This is a genomic window from Acidovorax sp. YS12, assembly GCA_021496925.1.
Lineage (GTDB): Bacteria > Pseudomonadota > Gammaproteobacteria > Burkholderiales > Burkholderiaceae_C > Paenacidovorax.
The window spans coordinates 3,175,545-3,192,291 of sequence record CP053915.1 but is presented as its reverse complement, the minus strand read 5'-3'; the positions used below and the strand labels follow the sequence as shown (position 1 = coordinate 3,192,291).

Here is a 16,747-nt window from a genome sequence, read left to right as displayed (position 1 = left end):
GAAGGCCTCCAGAACGTGCTCAGAGCGTGTTCACAAGCGCCACCGCTTCAGCAGCAGGGCGTTGGTCATCACGCTGACCGAGCTCAGCGCCATGGCCGCGCCCGCCACCATCGGGTTCAGGTAGCCCAGCGCCGCCAGCGGAATGCCCGCCACGTTGTAGGCGAAGGCCCAGAACAGGTTCTGGCGGATCTTGGCCACGGTGCGGTGCGAGATGTCGAGCGCCGCCGCCACCAGGCGCGGGTCGCCGCGCATCAGCGTGATGCCCGCAGCGTGCATGGCCACGTCGGTGCCGTTGCCCATGGCCAGGCCCACGTCGGCGGCGGCCAGGGCCGGGGCGTCGTTCACGCCATCGCCCACCATGGCGACGGTGTGCGCGCCGCCGCCCTGCTGCTGCAGCCGGCGCACCGCCACCGCCTTGTCGCCCGGCAGCACCTCGGCCATGACCTCCCCGGCCTCGGGCTGCAGGCCCAGGCGGCGCGCCATGGCCTCGGCGGCGCCCCGGTTGTCGCCCGACACCATGACGCAGCGCACGCCGCGCGCACGCAGCAGCGCCAGCGCCTCGCGCGCGCCGGGCTTGGGCTCGTCCCCGAACGCCAGCAGCGCCCGTAGAACATAGCGCGCCCCCACGCTCGGCACTCCCGTGTCCTCGCTGCCCCCCGAGGGGGCGCTCGCGGCTTCGGGCGGCCGTGCGCCGCTCGGTCCCTCCGCCACGCGCTCGGCCAGGGCCGAGACGGTGGCGCCCTCGCGCTGCCACTGCGCGGCCTGCGCCTGCAGCGGCCCCAGGTCCACGCCCAGTTCCTCCATCCAGCGCAGGCTGCCGACCAGGACGCTGCGCGCGCCCGCCTCGCCCTCGGTGCCCCGGCCCGGCACGGCGCGCACGCCCTCGGGCGCGGCCAGCGCCAGGCCGCGCTCGCGGGCAGCCGCCACCACGGCGCGCGCCAGCGGGTGTTCGCTGCCGCTTTGCACGCTGGCCACGGCGGCGAGCAGCACCGCTTCGTCCTGGCCCGGCACGGCCTGGAACGCCGTCAGGCGCGGCCGCCCCACGGTCAGCGTGCCGGTCTTGTCGAAGGCCACGGTGTCCACGCGGTGCGCCGTCTCCAGCGCCTGCGCGTCCTTGATGAGAATGCCGTGGCGCGCCGCCACGCCCGTGCCGGCCATGATGGCGGCCGGCGTGGCCAGGCCCAGCGCGCAGGGGCAGGCGATCACCAGCACCGCCACGGCGCGGATCAGCGCCGTCTCCAGCCCCACACCGGCCCACAGCCAGCCCAGCAGCGTGAGCAACGCGATGGCCAGCACGGCGGGCACGAACACGGCGGACACCTTGTCCACCATGCGCTGGATCGGCGCCTTGGCGGCCTGCGCGTCTTCCACCAGGCGGATGATGCGCGCCAGCACCGTCTCGGCGCCCACGGCCTGCACCTGCATCACGATGCGGCCGTCGCCGTTGATCGCGCCGCCCGTCATCTGCGCGTCGGGCTCCTTCGCCACGGGCAGCGGCTCGCCCGTGAGCATGGATTCGTCCACCTGCGTGTGCCCTTCCAGCACCACGCCATCGACGGGAATGCGCTCGCCCGGGCGCACCACCAGGCGGTCGCCGGCCATGACTTCGGACACCGGCACGTCCACCTCGCCGTCGCGCCCCAGCAGGTGCGCCACCTCGGGGCGCAGCGCGTGCAGCGCGCGGATGGCCGCCGTGGTCTGGCGCTTGGCGCGCGCCTCCAGCCACTTGCCCAGCAGCACCAGCGTGATGACCACGGCCGAGGCCTCGAAATACAGGTGCGGCACATGCCCCGCGTGCGCCGTGGCCCACAGCCACAGCGACAGGCCGTAGCCCGCGCTGGTGCCCAGCGCCACCAGCAGGTCCATGTTGCCCGTGAGCGCCTTGGCCGCGTGCCAGCCCGCCTTGTAGAAGCGCGCGCCCAGGATGAACTGCACCGGCGTGGCCAGCAGGAATTGCGCCCAGGGCGGCAGCATCCAGTGCTGGCCGAACAGGTCGCCCAGCATGGGCAGCACCAGCGGCGCCGACAGCAGCAGGCCCATGGCCACGGGCGCGAAGCCGGCCCAGGGGCCGGCGGCGTCGGCCTCGGCCTCCTGCGCGGCCAGCGCGCGCGGCTCGTAGCCCGCGTTGCGCACGGCGCGCCGGGCCAGCGCGTCCATGTCCGGGCGGGCGGCGTCGTAGGTCACGTGCACCGACTCGGTGGCCAGGTTCACCGCCGCGTCCTGCACGCCGGGCACCTTGCGCAGCGCGCGCTCCACACGGGCCACGCAGCTCGCGCAGGTCATGCCGCCCACGCCGAAATCCAGCGTGGCGGGGGTGTTCTCAGCCGTCGTCGTCATGGCGAAACCTCTGCGTTTTTCACAATGGCGCCCAGCTTAAACCTTGCCATGCTGGCAAGGTCAACCCCACCCGGCTTGCAAATCCGCTTGACTCTGCCACCATGGCAGGGTTCATCATCGTGGCCCTATCCACAACCCCACCCGGAGGACTTTTCCATGCAATACACCTTCACCGTCCAAGGCATGACCTGCGGCCACTGCGAGCGCGCCGTGGTGCACGCCGTGCGTGCGCTCGACAACGAAGCCCTCATCAAGGTCGACCTGCCCACGGGCCAGGTCGTGGTCGAGAGCGAGAAATCGCGCGACGCCATCGCCAACGCCATCCAGGAAGAAGGCTACAAGGTCGCCGCGTGACCGTCCCCATCGGCGAGGCCGCCCGGCGCGCCGGTATCTCGGCGCGCATGGTGCGGCACTACGAATCGCTCGGCCTGCTGGCCCCGGTGGCGCGCACCGGCAGCGGCTACCGCCAGTACACCGAGGCGGACATCCACACCCTGCGTTTCATCCGCCGCGCGCGCGACCTGGGCTTCTCCATGGACGAAATCGCCACGCTGCTCGGCCTGTGGCAGGACAAGCAGCGCGCCAGCAGCCAGGTCAAGCAGATCGCGCAAAAACACATCGCCAACCTCTCCGAGCGCATCGCCGCCATGCAGGCCATGCAGCGCAGCCTGCAAGCGCTGGTGGGCTGCTGCCACGGCGACGACCGGCCTGACTGCCCGATCCTTGACGACCTGGCGGCTTGAGATGAAGAACATCCCCCTGAGCGGCTGCGCCGCTTCCCCCTTCTCTCGAATGGCTGCGCCATTCGGGAAGGGGGACGCAGCCCTCGCTGCGGGGCGGCCCTTGCGCGGCGTCCGCTGGCTTGGGGCGCGCCGGTTTCAAGGGCTGTGGGCGGTGCTTAATAACTGAAAAGAACCATGCCGCCATTGCCTGCCGTGGTGCTGGAGCGCTGGGCGCACGCCAGCGGCGGCGCCAGCACCGCCATCGTGCTGCCCGACGGCTGCCGCGACCTGATCCTGCGGCGCGAGGCGGGATGCCGCCCGCAGTGGCTGGTTTCGCCGCTGGACACGCAGGCGCGCAGCGTGGCCAGCGCCCGCGCCACCCAGTGGCTGGGCTTTCGCCTGCGGCCCGGCGTGCGCATCGACAGCGCGGCCCTGCTGGCGGCGGCACGGCACGTGCCCGAGGGCGACGAAAGCGCGCTGCTGCCGCACATCGACCAGCATGCCGTGCTCGACCCGCGCGTGGCCGACGCACTGGCCGCGCTGCGCGAGGCCCCCCAGGTGGCCTGGGCAGCGCGGGCGCTGGGCGTTTCGCCGCGCAGCCTGGAGCGGCTGCTGCACAGCGCCACCGGACAGCCGCCGCAGTACTGGCGCGCGCTGGCACGGGTGCGCGGCGCGGCCCAGGCACTGGCCAGCGGCGCGCCGCTGGCCGCCATCGCGGCCAGCCATGGCTATGCGGACCAGGCCCATTTCAGCCGCGAATGCCTGCGCTGGCTGGGCGCCACGCCGGCCCGCCTGCGGGCAGCGCCGGCCCTGCTCGCGCTGGCCTGCGCGCCGGGCTACGGCGCTGGCGGCTGAGGTGCGCCCATGGGCGTGCACAGTTCCACCAGAAAGCCGTTGTTGTCGTGCACGTAGGCCACGGTCTGCCCCCACGGCATGGCCTCGGGCGGCTGCACCAGCGCGGCCCCCGCGCGCACCGCGCGCTCCACGGCGGCGGCGACGTCCGCCGTGGTGAAGGCGATCTCGCAGCATGGCGCGCCCGCCACCGCGCGCTGCGGGCTCTTGCCCAGCTGCGCCATCAGGCGCAGCGACGAAAACGCCAGCGCCGTGGCGCCGGTGTCGAGTTCGCCGAAGTCGCCCGCCTCGTGCACGAAGCGCCGGCGCAGGCCGAAAGCCGCCTCGTAGAAGGCCACGGTGGCCGGAACGTCCTCGACGTAAAGAATGGTGTAGCCGAATTGCATGGCAAAAACCCCTGGAAAAGAAGCCGCCAGCGTAGCCGCGCGCCCGGTCGTGGTCTTGAAGAAATGCGACAGGCTCAGCGCCTGCGCCGCGCCCAGCGCCCGCCGAACTGGTTGATAGCCATGCCCAGCAGCACCGCCAGCGTGCCCAGCCACTGCACGCCCGTCGGCCGCTCGCCCAGCAGCAGCATGGCCGACAGCAGGCCGATCACCGGCACCAGCAGCGACAGCGGCGCCACCGTGCTCGCGGCGTGGCGCTGCAGCAGCCGCGTCCACAGCCCGTAGCCCAGCAGCGTGGACAGCACGGCCAGGTAGGCCACCGTGCCCAGCTCGCGCCAGCCGATGCCCTGCAGCTGGCGCTGCACGCTGCCGGCGCCATCCACCCACAGCGACAGCAGCGCCAGCGGCAGCACCGGGAACACGCTGGTCCAGACGATGAACGACACCGGCTCGTACCGCCCCTGGCGCGCCGCCGCGCGCGTGAGCAGGTTGGACACCGCCCACATCGCCGCCGCGCCCACGGTGAAGGCGAAGCCCAGCAGCGTCATGCCCGCCGCGCCGTCGCCATGCGCGGCACCGATCATGCCCAGCCCGCCGATGGCGATGCACAGCCCCAGCCACTGCCAGCGCTGCGGCTGCTCGCCCATCAGCAGCGCCGCCAGCAGCATGGTGATGAAGGCCTGCGTCTGCAGCACCACCGAGGCGATGCCCGCCGGCATGCCCAGCTTCATGCCCGTGAACAGCAGCCCGAACTGCCCCACGCCCTGCACCAGCCCGTAGGCCGCCAGCAGGCCCCAGCCGACGCTGCGCGGCGGGCGCACGAACAGCAGCAGCGGCACCGACGCCGCGACGAAGCGCAGCGCGCACAGCAGCAGCGGCGACAGCGTGGCCAGGCCCCACTTCATGACCACGAAGTTCAGCCCCCAGATGACGATGACCACCAGGGCGCTGGCCCAGTCGGCCCGGCCCATGCCGGAGGGGGAAGATGCGGTGGCTGCGGACATGGAGGCTTTCAGGGGCTGGTGATTGCTCCGGTTATCGTAGCTGCCAGCGCTTGCTCCATCGGGGTTTCAGATGGAAAACACTCTTAACCCTTTTGCCATCAATCGCTGGCCGCTCTCTTTTTAGGACTCCTCGCGGCCGCGGCCGGGGGCACCAGCACGCCGTGCATCAGCGTGGCGATGCACTGCTCGGCCACCTGGGCGGCGCTGTACTCGCCATCGGGCTGGTACCAGCGCCCGATCCAGCTCAAGGCGCCGGCGATGACGAAGGCCGTCATCTTCGGGTCGCAGGCGCTGAGCGAGCCCTCCTGCACGCCCTGCGCCACCAGGCGGCGGAAGGCCAGGTCGATCTCGGCCTTCATGCGGCGCAGCTCGGTGCGGCTGGGCTCGGGCACCTCTTCGTCGCCGATGCGGATCAGGCACATGCCGAAGGGCTGGGTGACGATGTCGGCATACACCCGCATGCACGCGCGCAACTGGTCCACGGCGTTGCCGCCCGCCGCGCGCGAGGCCTCGATGCCGTCGAGCGTCATGTGCAGGCCCTTCTTCACGCACTCCAGCAGGATCTCGTCCTTGTTCTTCACGTAGTAGTACAGCGTGGGCTTGGTGACGTGCAGGCGCGCTGCGATGTCGTCCAGCGAGGTGGCGTGAAAGCCGCGCTCGTTGAACATCTGCGCCGCCGTGGAGAGCACGGCGTTGCGCTTGGCCTCGCGCTGCGCCTCGCGCGCGGGCGCCTGGGCCCAGGGCGAAGCCTGGGCCGCGGCGCGCGGCGCGCGGCGCGCGGCCTGCGGATCTGTGCGTGATGTGCCCATACGGGAAATCCTTCGTGTATCGGGTAAGTACTGATTTTCCAAAATCGCGGCTGCACCAGAATCTACTTTCAAGTAACAAGTCTACGTAAAAGTAGAAATTCGTCCTTTCGCACAAACCCGTAGAGGAGCCCGATGGAGACAACGCTTGCGCGCGGCGCACATTCCGCCGCCCCGCCCTTGCTGCAGGTGGACAGCGTGACGCTGGCGTTCGGCGGCGTGCGCGCGCTGTCCGGCGTGGGCTTCGGCGTGCAGCCGGGCTCCATCACCGCCGTGATCGGGCCCAACGGCGCGGGCAAGACCTCGCTGTTCAACACCATCTCGGGCTTCTACCGGCCCACCAGCGGCAGCATCCGCTTCAAGGGCCAGGACATCACGCGCATTCCCGCGCCGCAGCGCGCCCGCATGGGCCTGGGGCGCAGCTTCCAGAACATCGCGCTGTTCCGCGGCATGACGGTGCTGGACAACATCAAGCTCGGCCGCCACGCGCACCTCAAGACCAACGTGTTCGACGCGCTGTTCTACCTGGGCCGCGCGCGCCGCGAGGAGGCCGCGCTGCGCCGCGACATCGAGGAGCGCATCATCGACTTCCTGGAGATCGACCACATCCGCCACGCCCCCGTCTCGGCCCTGTCCTACGGCCTGCAAAAGCGCGTGGAGATGGCGCGCGCGCTGGCCATGCAGCCCGAGATCCTGATGCTCGACGAGCCCGTGGCCGGCATGAACCGCGAGGAGACGGAGGACATGGCGCGCTTCATCCTCGACGTGCGCGCCGAGTGGGGCGTGACGGTGCTCATGGTGGAGCACGACATGGGCATGGTCATGGACCTGTCGGACCACGTGGTGGTGCTCAATTTCGGCCAGGTCATCGCGCAGGGCGTGCCGGCCGTGGTGCAGGCCGACCCGGAAGTGGGCCGCGCCTACCTGGGCTCGGGCAACGTCGATGAGCTGCGCGCCAAGCTGCGCGCGGCCGCACAGCCAGCCATGGCGGGAGCCGCATGATGGATTGGGCCTACCTGTTCGAGATCAGCCTCACCGGCATCGCCAGCGGCGGGCTGTACGCGCTCGCCGCGCTGGCCTTCGTGATGGTCTACAAGGCCACGCGCGTGGTGAACATCGCCATCGGCGAGATGCTCATGGCCGGCGGCTACCTGTTCTTCACCTTCGCCGCCATGTGGGCGCTGCCGCTGTGGCTGGCGATTCCGGCCGCCGTGCTGGCCTGCGGCCTGCTGGGCGCGGTGATCGAGCGCACCATGATCCGCCCGCTGCTGGGCGAGCCGCCGATCTCCGTCTTCATGGTCACCGTGGGCCTGTCGTCGGTGCTCATCGGCCTGGTGGAAATGGTCTGGACGGCCGACCAGCGCCGCCTGCCCGAGTTCATGCCCAGCGACCCGATCATGGTCGGCGACGCCTTCCTCGCGCCCAAGGTGTTCTGGGGCGCGGTGGTGGCCGCCGTGTTTATCGCCGCCGTGCTGCTGGTGTTCCGCTACTGGCGCGGCGGGGTGGCGCTGCGCGCCACGGCCAGCGACCAGGCCGCCGCCTACTCGGTGGGCATCAACGTGCCGCGCGTGTTCTCGCTGGCCTGGGTGGCCTCGGCCATGCTCGCGGCCATCTCCGGGATCATCGTCGGCTCGATCGGCGGCATCTCATCGAGCATGGGCGTGTTCGGCCTGTCGGTGCTGGTGGTCGTCATCGTCGGCGGGCTCGACAGCGTGCTCGGCGCGCTCGTGGGCGGCATCCTCATCGGCCTGGTGGAGGCGCTGGCCGGCGCCTACCTGGGCGGCGAATACAAGCTGCTGGCCACCTTCGTGGTGCTGGTGGTCATCCTGATGGCGCGGCCCTACGGCCTGTTCGGCACCCACGAAATCGAACGTCTTTAAGGGCTCATCACCATGCGTATCGGAACCCTCAAGGAAAGCTACGTCGCCGACGCGGCGCTGTTCGACTCGCGCACCCAGCATGCGTGGCTCGCCATCGCCGCCACGCTGCTGCTGCTGTTCCCCTTCGTCGCCAGCGACTACTGGCTCTACATGGCCTGCCTCGTGGCCATCAACGTGGCAAGCGCCACGGGCCTCAACATCCTCACCGGCTACACCGGCCTGGTGAGCCTGGGCCAGGCCGCCTTCATGGGCCTGGGTGCGTACACCGTGGCCATTCTGCAGACGCGCTACGGCACGCCCTTCCTGCTGAACCTGCTGGCCGGCGGCGTGGTGGCCATGCTGGGCGGCATCGTGGTGGGCATTCCGTCGCTGCGCGTGAAGGGGCTGTACCTGGCAATCGCAACAATAGCGGCCTCGTTCATCGCGCACTTCCTGTTCGCCAACTTCCAGATCACCGGCGGCACGGCCGGGCTGTCGCTGCCGCCGGCGCGCCTGCTGGGCATGGACCTGGACACGTCCTTCCGCCTGTACTGGCTGATCGTGCCGGTGACGCTGCTGATGCTGCTGGGCGCGGCCAACCTGTTCCGCACGCGCATCGGACGTGCCTTCATCGCCATCCGCGACCGCGACATCTCGGCCGAGGTGCTGGGCATCCCGCTGCTGCGCTACAAGCTGCTGTCGTTCGGCCTGTCGTCGTTCTACGCCGGGCTGGCGGGCGGGCTGTGGGCCTACTTCTTCCGCGTGGTCACGCCCGAGAGCTTTCCGCTGTCGATGTCGATCTTCTTCCTCGCGGCCATCATCGTCGGCGGCATGGGCTCGATCCTCGGCGGCATCCTCGGCGCGGTGTTCATGACCATGGTGCCCGAGCTGCTCAAGCTCGTCGTCGACCTGCTGCCCGGCGGGGCCGCGCTGGCGGTGTTCCTCTCACCCGTGCGCCTGGTGGTGTTCGGCGCACTCATCATCGGTTTTCTGGTGTTCGAGCCGCTCGGGCTCGCAGAAATATGGCGCCGCGTGCGCCGCTTCTTCCACCTGTGGCCCTTCCGTAATTAACACCCTAGGAGACAGACATGGCACAGCATCGCATTTCCACGAAACGCCGCAGCCTCATGCTGGGCGCAGCCGCCGCCGCGCTCGTGCAACCGCTCTCAGTGCTGGCGCAAGGCGCCGAGGAGATCGTCATCGGCGGCTCCATCCCCATGACCGGCGTGTTCGCCTTCGCGGGCGTGGGCATCAACGCGGGCATCCAGGACTACGTGAAGATCGTCAACGACGCCGGCGGCATCAAGGGCCGCAAGGTCAGGTACGTGCCCGAGGACACGGGCTACAAGGTGGACGTGTCGGTGGCCGCGTTCAAGAAGATCACCAGCCAGAACAAGGTCAACGTCTACTACGGCGACTCCACCGGCTTCGCCAAGACCATCAACCCCGAGCTGGAGCGCAACGGCAACATCCTGATGGCCGGCGCCTCGTTCGCCAGCGAACTGAACGACCCGAAGAAGTACCCGCACCAGTTCCTCGTGGGCCCCGACTACACGGAGATGTTCGGCATCCTGCTCAAGCACATCGCCAAGGAGAAGCCCGGCGCCAAGGTGGCCTTTGTCTACTCCGACTCCGAGTTCGGCCGCGACCCGATCGAGAAGAGCGAGGCCGCCGCCAAGGCGCTGGGCCTGTCGGTGCCCGTCAAGATCATGACGCCCGCGGGCAGCGTGGACGTGTCCACCGAGGTCATCAAGCTGCGCCGCGCCGCGCCCGACTACACCATCTTCCACGGCTACATCCTCGCGCCCATTCCCGAGTTCATCACCCAGGGCAAGCAGCAGGGCATGAAGAGCAAGTGGATGGGCACCTTCTGGACCATGGACAGCTCCACCGTCATGAAGATGGGCGAAGCGGGCGACGGCTTCATGGGCGTGATGCCCTACCGCTACTACTACGACACCGAAAAGGCGCCGATGCTGGAGAAGATCCGCGCCCTGCGCCCCGAGTACCAGAGCACGGCCTACATGCAGGGCTTCCTGGCCGCCATGCTGTTCCTCGAATCGGCCAAGCGCTGCCTGGACGGCAACAAGCCGCTCACCGGCGCCCACCTCAAGGCCGCGCTCAACAGCCTCAAGGACTTCGACACCGGCGGGCTCATCGGCGTGCCGATCACCATCAGCGGCAACTCCATTCCCGTAGGGCGCGTCTACCGCGCCGACATGAAGGCGCAGAAGATGGTCGCCGCATCCGACTGGATCAAGCTCTGACCCCGCCGCAGCCATGACCCAGCAAGCCACGGATTGCGTCCTCGAAGTCAACAACATCGAGGTCATCTACAACAAGGTCGTGCAGGCCCTGCGCGGCCTCTCGCTGGCCGTGCCGCGCGGGCAGATCGTGGCGCTGCTGGGCAGCAACGGCGCGGGCAAGAGCACCACGCTCAAGGCCGTCTCAGGCCTGCTGCCGCTGGAGAACGGCGCGCTTGAAGCGGGCAGCATCCGCTTCAACGGGCAGAGCACCGCATCCATCGCGCCGCAACTGCTGGTGCGCCGCGGGCTGTCGCACGTCATGGAGGGGCGGCGCGTGTTCGAGGACCTGACCATCGAGGAGAACCTCGTCGCCTCGACCTATGCGCTCAGCGGGCGCGACGGTGCCGCCAAGCCCGACTTCGACCTGGTGTACGAATACTTCCCGCGCCTGCACGAGCGGCGCAAGGGCCTGGCCGGGTACCTCTCGGGCGGCGAGCAGCAGATGCTGGCCATCGGCCGCGCGCTCATCGCTAGACCTGAGCTGATCCTGCTCGACGAGCCCTCGCTGGGCCTGTCGCCGAAGCTCACCGAGGACATTTTCGGCATCATCGCGCGCATCAACGCCGAGCGCGGCACCTCCATGCTGCTGGTGGAGCAGAACGCCACCGTGGCCCTGGCCGTGGCGCACAGCGGCTACATCATGGAGAACGGCAAGATCGTCATCGACGGCACGGCCGAGCGCCTGGCGAACGACCCCGACGTGCGCGAGTTCTACCTCGGCATGGGCGGCGGCGGCGAAGCCAAGAGCTTCAAAGAAATCAAGCACTACAAGCGCAGGAAGAGGTGGCTGTCATGAACCTTCCCGAACTCACCCTGCCCCAGATGCTGCGCCAGCGCGCGCAGCGCGATGCCCAGCGCGTGGCCATCCGGCAAAAGGACTTCGGCATCTGGAAGCCCGTCACCTGGGCGCAGTACTACCAGCGCGCCTGCCACTTCGGCCAGGGCCTGCAGCAGCTCGGCCTGCCGGCGGGCGGCCACGTCGGCGTGATCGCCGAGAACCGCATCGAATGGGTGCTGGCGCAGATGGGCGCGGGCCTGGTCGGCGCCATCACCGTGGGCGTGTACCCCACCAGCCCCTCGCCCGAGGTGGCCTACGTGGTCGGCCATGCCGACATCGACATCATGGTCTGCGAGGACCAGGAACAGACCGACAAGGTGCTCGACGCCCTGGCCGAGCTGCCGCGCCTGCAAAAAATCATCGTCATGGAGACCAAGGGGCTGCGCAGCTTCGCCCCCGAACACTGCGCGCTCATCACGACCTTCGACGAAGTGGAGCGCCTGGGCGCCAGCGTGCACAGCCAGGCGCGCATCGACGACGTGCTGGCGCGGCAGACGCTCGACGACATCGGGCTGATGATCTACACCTCCGGCTCCACCGGCAAGCCCAAGGGCGCCATGGTCTCGTGGCGCAACATGCGCGGCGTCAGCCCCGGCATCATCGAGCGCCTGCGCCTGGACGCGCACACCACGCACCTGTCCTACCTGCCGCTGTGCCACGTGGCCGAGCAGATGCTGACCACCTTCTGCCCCATCTACCTGGGCTCGCAGGTGAACTTCGGCGAATCCATCCGTACCGTGCAGGAAGACCTGCGCGAAGTCGCGCCCACCATGTTCCTCGGCGTGCCGCGCATCTGGGAGAAGCTGCACTCGGCCATCGCCATCAAGATGCAGGAAACCGGCGCGCTGCGCCGCGCGCTCTACCAGCGCGCCCTGGCCGATTGCGCCCCGCTAGCGGAAAAGCCGCGCAGCCAGTGGACCATGCTGGAGCGCCTGCGCCACGCCGCGCACTACGGGCTGGTGCTGCGCGCGCTGCAGAACTTCATCGGCTTGCGCGATGCGCGCGTGGCGCTGACCGGCGCCGCACCCATCGCGCCCGACGTGGTGCGCTTCTTCCGCACCCTGGGCGTGCCGCTGGTCGAGGTCTACGGCCTGACCGAATCCACCGGCATGGTCACGGGCCACGACCTCGACCAGGTGAGCGTGGGCACCGTCGGCCCGGTCACGCAGGGCGTGGCGTACCGCATCGCCGACAACGGCGAGTTCCAGATCCAGGGCGAGATGGTGTTCGCCGGCTACTACAAGAACCCCGAGGCCACGGCGCAGAGCATCCAGGACGGCTGGCTGCACACCGGCGACGTGGTGCGCGAGACGGACGGCCAGCTCCAGATCGTGGACCGCCTCAAGGACATCATGATCACCGCCGGCGGCAAGAACCTCACGCCGTCCGAGATCGAGAACACCATGAAGGCCAGCCCCTACATCAAGGAGTGCGTCATCGTGGCCGAGGGGCGCAAGTTCGTCGGCGCGCTGGTCATGATCGACTACGAGACCGTGGGCAAATGGGCCGAGGCGCGGCGCATCGCGTTCACGCACTTCCGCTCGCTGGTGGAAACGCCCGCCGTGCGCCAGCTCATCGACGCCGAGATCGCCGGCGGCAATGCCAGGCTGGCCCAGGTGGCGCAGATCCGCAAGTTCCACCTGCTCACCAAGGAACTGGACCACGACGACGGCGAGGTCACCGCCACCATGAAGGTGCGCCGCAGCAGCATCTACAAGACCTACGCGAGCGAGATCGAGGCGCTGTATTCATAGCCAAATCGGCCTCCAGCGCTTGTCCATCAAGCGCTGGCAGCTCTTATTCCAATAGCACACCATGACCGACACCTCCCCCCTCATCGTCACCCGCCAGGGCGCCATCGCCACCCTGGTGTTCAACCGCCCCGCCGCCCTGAACGCACTCGACCTGCCCATGGCCCAGGCCCTGCTGGCGGCGGTGCAGGCCATTGCCGCCGACCCCGGCGTGCGCGCCGTGGTGCTCAAGGGCGCGGGCCGCGCCTTCATTGCCGGGGGCGACCTGGCCACGCTGCAGGCCAACCCGGCCCAGGGCGCGCGCGACCTGCTGGCGCCGCTGAACGCCACGCTGCAACTGCTGCTGCAGATCGACGCACCCGTCATCGCCCAGGTGCATGGCGCGGCGGCGGGCGGCGGCCTGTCGCTGATGCTGATGTGCGACTTCGTGCTCGCCGCCGAGGGCACCAAGTTCAACCTCGCCTACATCAACCTCGGCACCAGTTGCGACGTCGGCGGCTCGTGGGCGCTGCCGCGCCTGGTGGGCCTGCGCCACGCGCTCGAAATAGCGCTGCTGGGCGACAACTTCTCCACGGACGACGCGCTGCGCCTAGGCCTGGTCAACCGCGTGCTACCCGCCGCCGAACTGGACAGCGCCACCCACGCCCTGGCCGAGCGCCTGGCCCACGGCCCTACCAAGGCCTACGGCCAGATGCGCCGCCTGCTGCGCACCAGCTTCGACCGCGACCTGCCCGCGCAACTGGCGGCCGAGGCCCAGGCCTTCGACACCTGCGCCCACACGCAGGACCTGCGCGAAGGCATTGAGGCCTTCTTCGCCAAGCGCAAACCCCAGTTCATTGGCCATTGAAAGAACCACCCCCATGACCCCGCTCCGCGACATCTTCATCGTCGGCACCGCCCGCACCGCCATCGGCACCTTCGGCGGCAGCCTCAAGGACGTGCCCAACACCCAGCTCGCCACCACCGCCGTGAAGGCCGCCATCGCGCGCGCCGGCATCGCGCCCGACGCCGTGGGCCACGTCGTCATGGGCAACGTCATCCCTACCGACACCAAGGACGCCTACCTTTCGCGCGTGGCCGCCATCGACGCCGGCTGCCCCATCGAGACACCCGCGTTCAACGTCAACCGCCTGTGCGGTTCGGGCCTGCAGGCCATCGTGTCCGCCGCGCAGGCCATCGGCTACGGCGACTGCGACGTGGCCGTGGGCGGCGGCAGCGAGAGCATGAGCCGCGGCCCCTACTTCGACCAGGGCGCGCGCTGGGGCCAGCGCATGGGCGACAGCAAGAGCATCGACTACATGCTCGGCATCCTGCACGACCCGTGGCAGAAGATGCACATGGGCATCACCGCCGAAAACGTGGCCGAACGCTACAAGATCAGCCGCGAAATGCAGGACCAGCTCGCGCTGGAGAGCCAGCGCCGCGCCGCCGCCGCCATCGCCGCCGGCTACTTCAAGGAACAGATCGTCCCCGTCGAAATCGCCACGCGCAAGGGTACGGTGCTGTTCCAGGAAGACGAACATGTGCGCGCCGCCACCACGCTGGAGGCGCTCGCCGGCATGAAGCCCGCGTTCAGGAAGGAAGGCGGCACCGTCACGGCCGGCAACGCCTCGGGCATCAACGACGGCGCCGCCGCCGTGGTGCTGGCCGCCGGCGGCCGCGTGCAGGCGCTGGGCCTGAAGCCCCTGGCGCGCCTGGTGGGCTACGCGCACGCGGGCGTGGAGCCGGCCTACATGGGCATTGGCCCCGTGCCCGCCACGCAAAAGGTGCTGGCGCGCACCGGCCTGAAGGTCAGCGACATGGACGTGATCGAGGCCAACGAGGCCTTCGCCGCCCAGGCCTGCGCCGTGGCGCAGGAGCTGGGCTTCGATCCGGCCAAGGTCAACCCCAATGGCTCGGGCATCTCGCTCGGCCACCCCGTGGGCGCCACCGGCGCCATCATCACCACCAAGGCGATTGCCGAGCTGCACCGCACGGGCGGGCGCTACGCGCTGGTGACCATGTGTATCGGCGGTGGCCAGGGCATTGCCGCCATCCTTGAACGGGTTTGAGTCTTTTTGGCCTCCAGCGCTTGATGGACAAGCGCTGGCAGCTCATCTATCCATAGCACCATGCTCCCCAACACCTTCCTTTCCGCTGAGCAGCGGGCCGAACTGCAACTCTTCACCGAATCGCTGGAGCGCTTTTGCGACGCGGAGATCGAGCCCCACTACCGCGGCTGGGAAAAAGCCGGCCTGGTGGCGCGCGCGTTGTTCCGCAAGATGGGCGAGAACGGCTACCTGTGCGCCGACGTGCCGGAGGAATACGGCGGCCCAGGCGCCAGCGTGCACTTCTCGTTCGCCGTGGTGCAGGTGCTCTCGCGCCGGGGCTACGGCGGCTTCGTCGGCGGGCTGCAGGTGCACAACGACATCGTTCCGCCCTACCTGCTGCACTGCGGCACCGAGGCGCAGCGTGCGTACTGGCTGCCGCGCATGGCCCGCGGCGAGGCCGTGGCGGCCATCGGCATGACCGAGCCCGGCGCGGGCAGCGACCTCAAGGCCATCCGCACCACGGCACGGCGCGAAGGCGACGCATACGTCATCAACGGCAGCAAGATCTTCATCAGCAACGGCCAGCACTGCGACCTGCTGGTGCTCGCCGCCAAGACCGACCCGGCCGCCGGCGCCAGGGGCGTGAGCCTGTTCCTGGTCGATACCAGGACGCCCGGCTTCACGCGCGGCCAGAACCTGGAGAAGATCGGCCAGCACGCGGGCGACACGTCCGAGCTGTTCTTCGAGGACATGCGCGTGCCGCTGGACGCGCTGCTCGGCGGCTTGGAGGGCCAGGGCTTCGTGCAGATGATGCGCGAGCTGCCGCGCGAGCGCCTGATCATCGGCGTGCAGGCGGTGCACGGCGCCCGGGGCGCACTGGACGCCACGCTGAAATACGTGCAGGAGCGCCAGGCGTTCGGCCAGGCCATCGGCCAGTTCCAGAACACGCGCTTCACGCTGGCGCAGTGCGCGGCCGACATCGCCGCCGCCGAGGCCTTCCTGGCCATGAGCGTGGCGGCCTACGAACGCGGCGAACTCACCCCCGAGGCCGTGAGCGCGCTCAAGCTGCACACCACCGAGGTCTTCGGCCGCGTGGCCGACGCCTGCCTGCAGCTCTTCGGCGGCTACGGCTACATGGCCGAATACCCGATCTCGCGCTTCTGGACCGACGCGCGCGTGCTGCGCATCTACGGCGGCACGTCGGAGATCATGAAAGAGCTGGTGGCGCGCTCGCTGCTCGGGCGCTGAGCGCCCTCATACGGGTTTGCCTTCAACCGTATAACTAGGCGGGAAGCCTACGATCAGTGCTGTAGCACGGCAAGGCGAACCAACGACGTTAGACGGTTGAAGGCAAATCCGTATTACTTGTAGAACACCTCCACGCTCCCCTTGAGCGTGATGAGCAGCGGCCGGCCCTTGCGGTCCACGGTCTTGCCGGCCGGCACCTTGATCCAGCCCTCGCTGACGCAGTACTCCTCCACGTCGAAGCGCTCCTTGCCGTTGAAGCGGATGCCGATGTCGGCCTCCTGCTGGAACACGGCCGCCGCATGGTGGGGGCTGCGCGGGTCGATGGCCAGGCGGTCGGGCAACGGGAGGCGGGCGGTATCGGTCACGGGTGCAATCTCGCAAAAAACACGAAGGCGCCATTGTCCTGCAACCGGCCTGCCCGCCACGGAACTCCTGAAACCATAGCTGCCAGCGCTTTCTGCATAAGGGCTTAAGCCGTTTTTCATGCCAAAAACCGTCCTGTGGACAACCCTGGGCGCAGGGCTGGCATAAGCCGGTGCTTATCCACAGCGCGGGCCGGCGCGCGCGCTTTATCCCCATTTCAGGCGCAGCACGCGCCCCTGTCCCTCCCC

At 69.4% G+C, this 16,747-nt stretch carries 17 protein-coding genes; 12 read left to right on the top strand and 5 right to left on the bottom strand.

Annotated elements, in window-relative coordinates:
• Positions 1–30: 30 nt before the first annotated feature.
• The gene (locus YS110_14385) at positions 31–2,337 is read right to left on the bottom strand and encodes a copper-translocating P-type ATPase (protein ID UJB65856.1); all 2,307 of its coding nucleotides are present in this window, start codon (positions 2,335–2,337) and stop codon (positions 31–33) included.
• A 156-nt stretch (positions 2,338–2,493) separates the two neighbouring features.
• Between YS110_14385 and YS110_14380 the strand changes: the two genes are divergently transcribed.
• The 3 genes from YS110_14380 (at position 2,494) to YS110_14370 (ending at position 3,914) form a co-directional block, all read left to right on the top strand.
• The gene (locus YS110_14380) at positions 2,494–2,691 is read left to right on the top strand and encodes a heavy-metal-associated domain-containing protein (protein UJB65855.1); all 198 of its coding nucleotides are present in this window, start codon (positions 2,494–2,496) and stop codon (positions 2,689–2,691) included.
• Positions 2,688–3,080 carry a Cu(I)-responsive transcriptional regulator gene (cueR, locus tag YS110_14375; protein ID UJB65854.1) on the top strand — a complete coding sequence of 131 codons (393 nt, stop codon included), beginning with the start codon at positions 2,688–2,690 and terminating at the stop codon, positions 3,078–3,080. Before YS110_14380 ends, cueR begins: the two co-directional genes overlap by 4 nt.
• Positions 3,081–3,254: 174 nt before the next feature.
• Entirely contained in the window at positions 3,255–3,914 is a 660-nt protein-coding gene (locus tag YS110_14370) for an AraC family transcriptional regulator (protein ID UJB65853.1), read from the top strand.
• Here the strand turns inward: YS110_14370 and YS110_14365 are convergent.
• From YS110_14365 to YS110_14355, 3 genes are all read right to left on the bottom strand, one after another.
• Complete coding sequence (locus YS110_14365) at positions 3,896–4,297, bottom strand: VOC family protein (protein UJB65852.1); 402 nt, start codon at positions 4,295–4,297, stop codon at positions 3,896–3,898. The genes YS110_14370 and YS110_14365 overlap by 19 nt on opposite strands.
• A 74-nt stretch (positions 4,298–4,371) precedes the next feature.
• The gene (locus YS110_14360) at positions 4,372–5,265 is read right to left on the bottom strand and encodes an EamA family transporter (protein UJB67464.1); all 894 of its coding nucleotides are present in this window, start codon (positions 5,263–5,265) and stop codon (positions 4,372–4,374) included.
• A gap of 131 nt (positions 5,266–5,396) precedes the next feature.
• Positions 5,397–6,107, bottom strand: a complete 711-nt coding sequence (locus tag YS110_14355; GenBank protein UJB65851.1) for a TetR/AcrR family transcriptional regulator — start codon at positions 6,105–6,107, stop codon at positions 5,397–5,399.
• 132 nt (positions 6,108–6,239) lie between these two features.
• Here YS110_14355 and YS110_14350 point away from each other — a divergent pair, with 132 nt between their 5' ends.
• From YS110_14350 to YS110_14310, 9 genes are all read left to right on the top strand, one after another.
• On the top strand, positions 6,240–7,106 hold the full coding sequence (locus YS110_14350; protein UJB65850.1) for an ABC transporter ATP-binding protein: 867 nt from the start codon (positions 6,240–6,242) through the stop codon (positions 7,104–7,106).
• The gene (locus tag YS110_14345; GenBank protein ID UJB67463.1) at positions 7,106–7,984 is read left to right on the top strand and encodes a branched-chain amino acid ABC transporter permease; all 879 of its coding nucleotides are present in this window, start codon (positions 7,106–7,108) and stop codon (positions 7,982–7,984) included. The genes YS110_14350 and YS110_14345 overlap by 1 nt, the downstream gene beginning before the upstream one ends.
• Before the next feature lie 12 nt (positions 7,985–7,996).
• A complete protein-coding gene (locus tag YS110_14340) occupies positions 7,997–9,034 on the top strand; it encodes a branched-chain amino acid ABC transporter permease (GenBank protein ID UJB65849.1) in 1,038 nt (345 codons plus the stop codon).
• Positions 9,035–9,051: 17 nt separating this feature from the next.
• On the top strand, positions 9,052–10,230 hold the full coding sequence (locus YS110_14335) for an ABC transporter substrate-binding protein (protein UJB65848.1): 1,179 nt from the start codon (positions 9,052–9,054) through the stop codon (positions 10,228–10,230).
• 13 nt (positions 10,231–10,243) lie between these two features.
• Positions 10,244–11,065, top strand: a complete 822-nt coding sequence (locus YS110_14330; GenBank protein ID UJB65847.1) for an ABC transporter ATP-binding protein — start codon at positions 10,244–10,246, stop codon at positions 11,063–11,065.
• Complete coding sequence (locus YS110_14325; GenBank protein ID UJB65846.1) at positions 11,062–12,861, top strand: long-chain fatty acid--CoA ligase; 1,800 nt, start codon at positions 11,062–11,064, stop codon at positions 12,859–12,861. The genes YS110_14330 and YS110_14325 overlap by 4 nt, the downstream gene beginning before the upstream one ends.
• 61 nt (positions 12,862–12,922) lie before the next feature.
• Complete coding sequence (locus YS110_14320) at positions 12,923–13,705, top strand: enoyl-CoA hydratase/isomerase family protein (protein UJB65845.1); 783 nt, start codon at positions 12,923–12,925, stop codon at positions 13,703–13,705.
• 13 nt (positions 13,706–13,718) lie between these two features.
• Positions 13,719–14,909 carry an acetyl-CoA C-acyltransferase family protein gene (locus YS110_14315; GenBank protein UJB65844.1) on the top strand — a complete coding sequence of 397 codons (1,191 nt, stop codon included), beginning with the start codon at positions 13,719–13,721 and terminating at the stop codon, positions 14,907–14,909.
• A gap of 60 nt (positions 14,910–14,969) precedes the next feature.
• The gene (locus YS110_14310; GenBank protein UJB65843.1) at positions 14,970–16,136 is read left to right on the top strand and encodes an acyl-CoA dehydrogenase family protein; all 1,167 of its coding nucleotides are present in this window, start codon (positions 14,970–14,972) and stop codon (positions 16,134–16,136) included.
• A gap of 113 nt (positions 16,137–16,249) precedes the next feature.
• On the opposite strand, the gene YS110_14305 is transcribed toward YS110_14310, so the two are convergent.
• Positions 16,250–16,501, bottom strand: coding sequence for a DUF3297 family protein (locus YS110_14305; protein ID UJB65842.1), 252 nt, complete (start codon positions 16,499–16,501; stop codon positions 16,250–16,252).
• Positions 16,502–16,747: the final 246 nt, after the last annotated feature.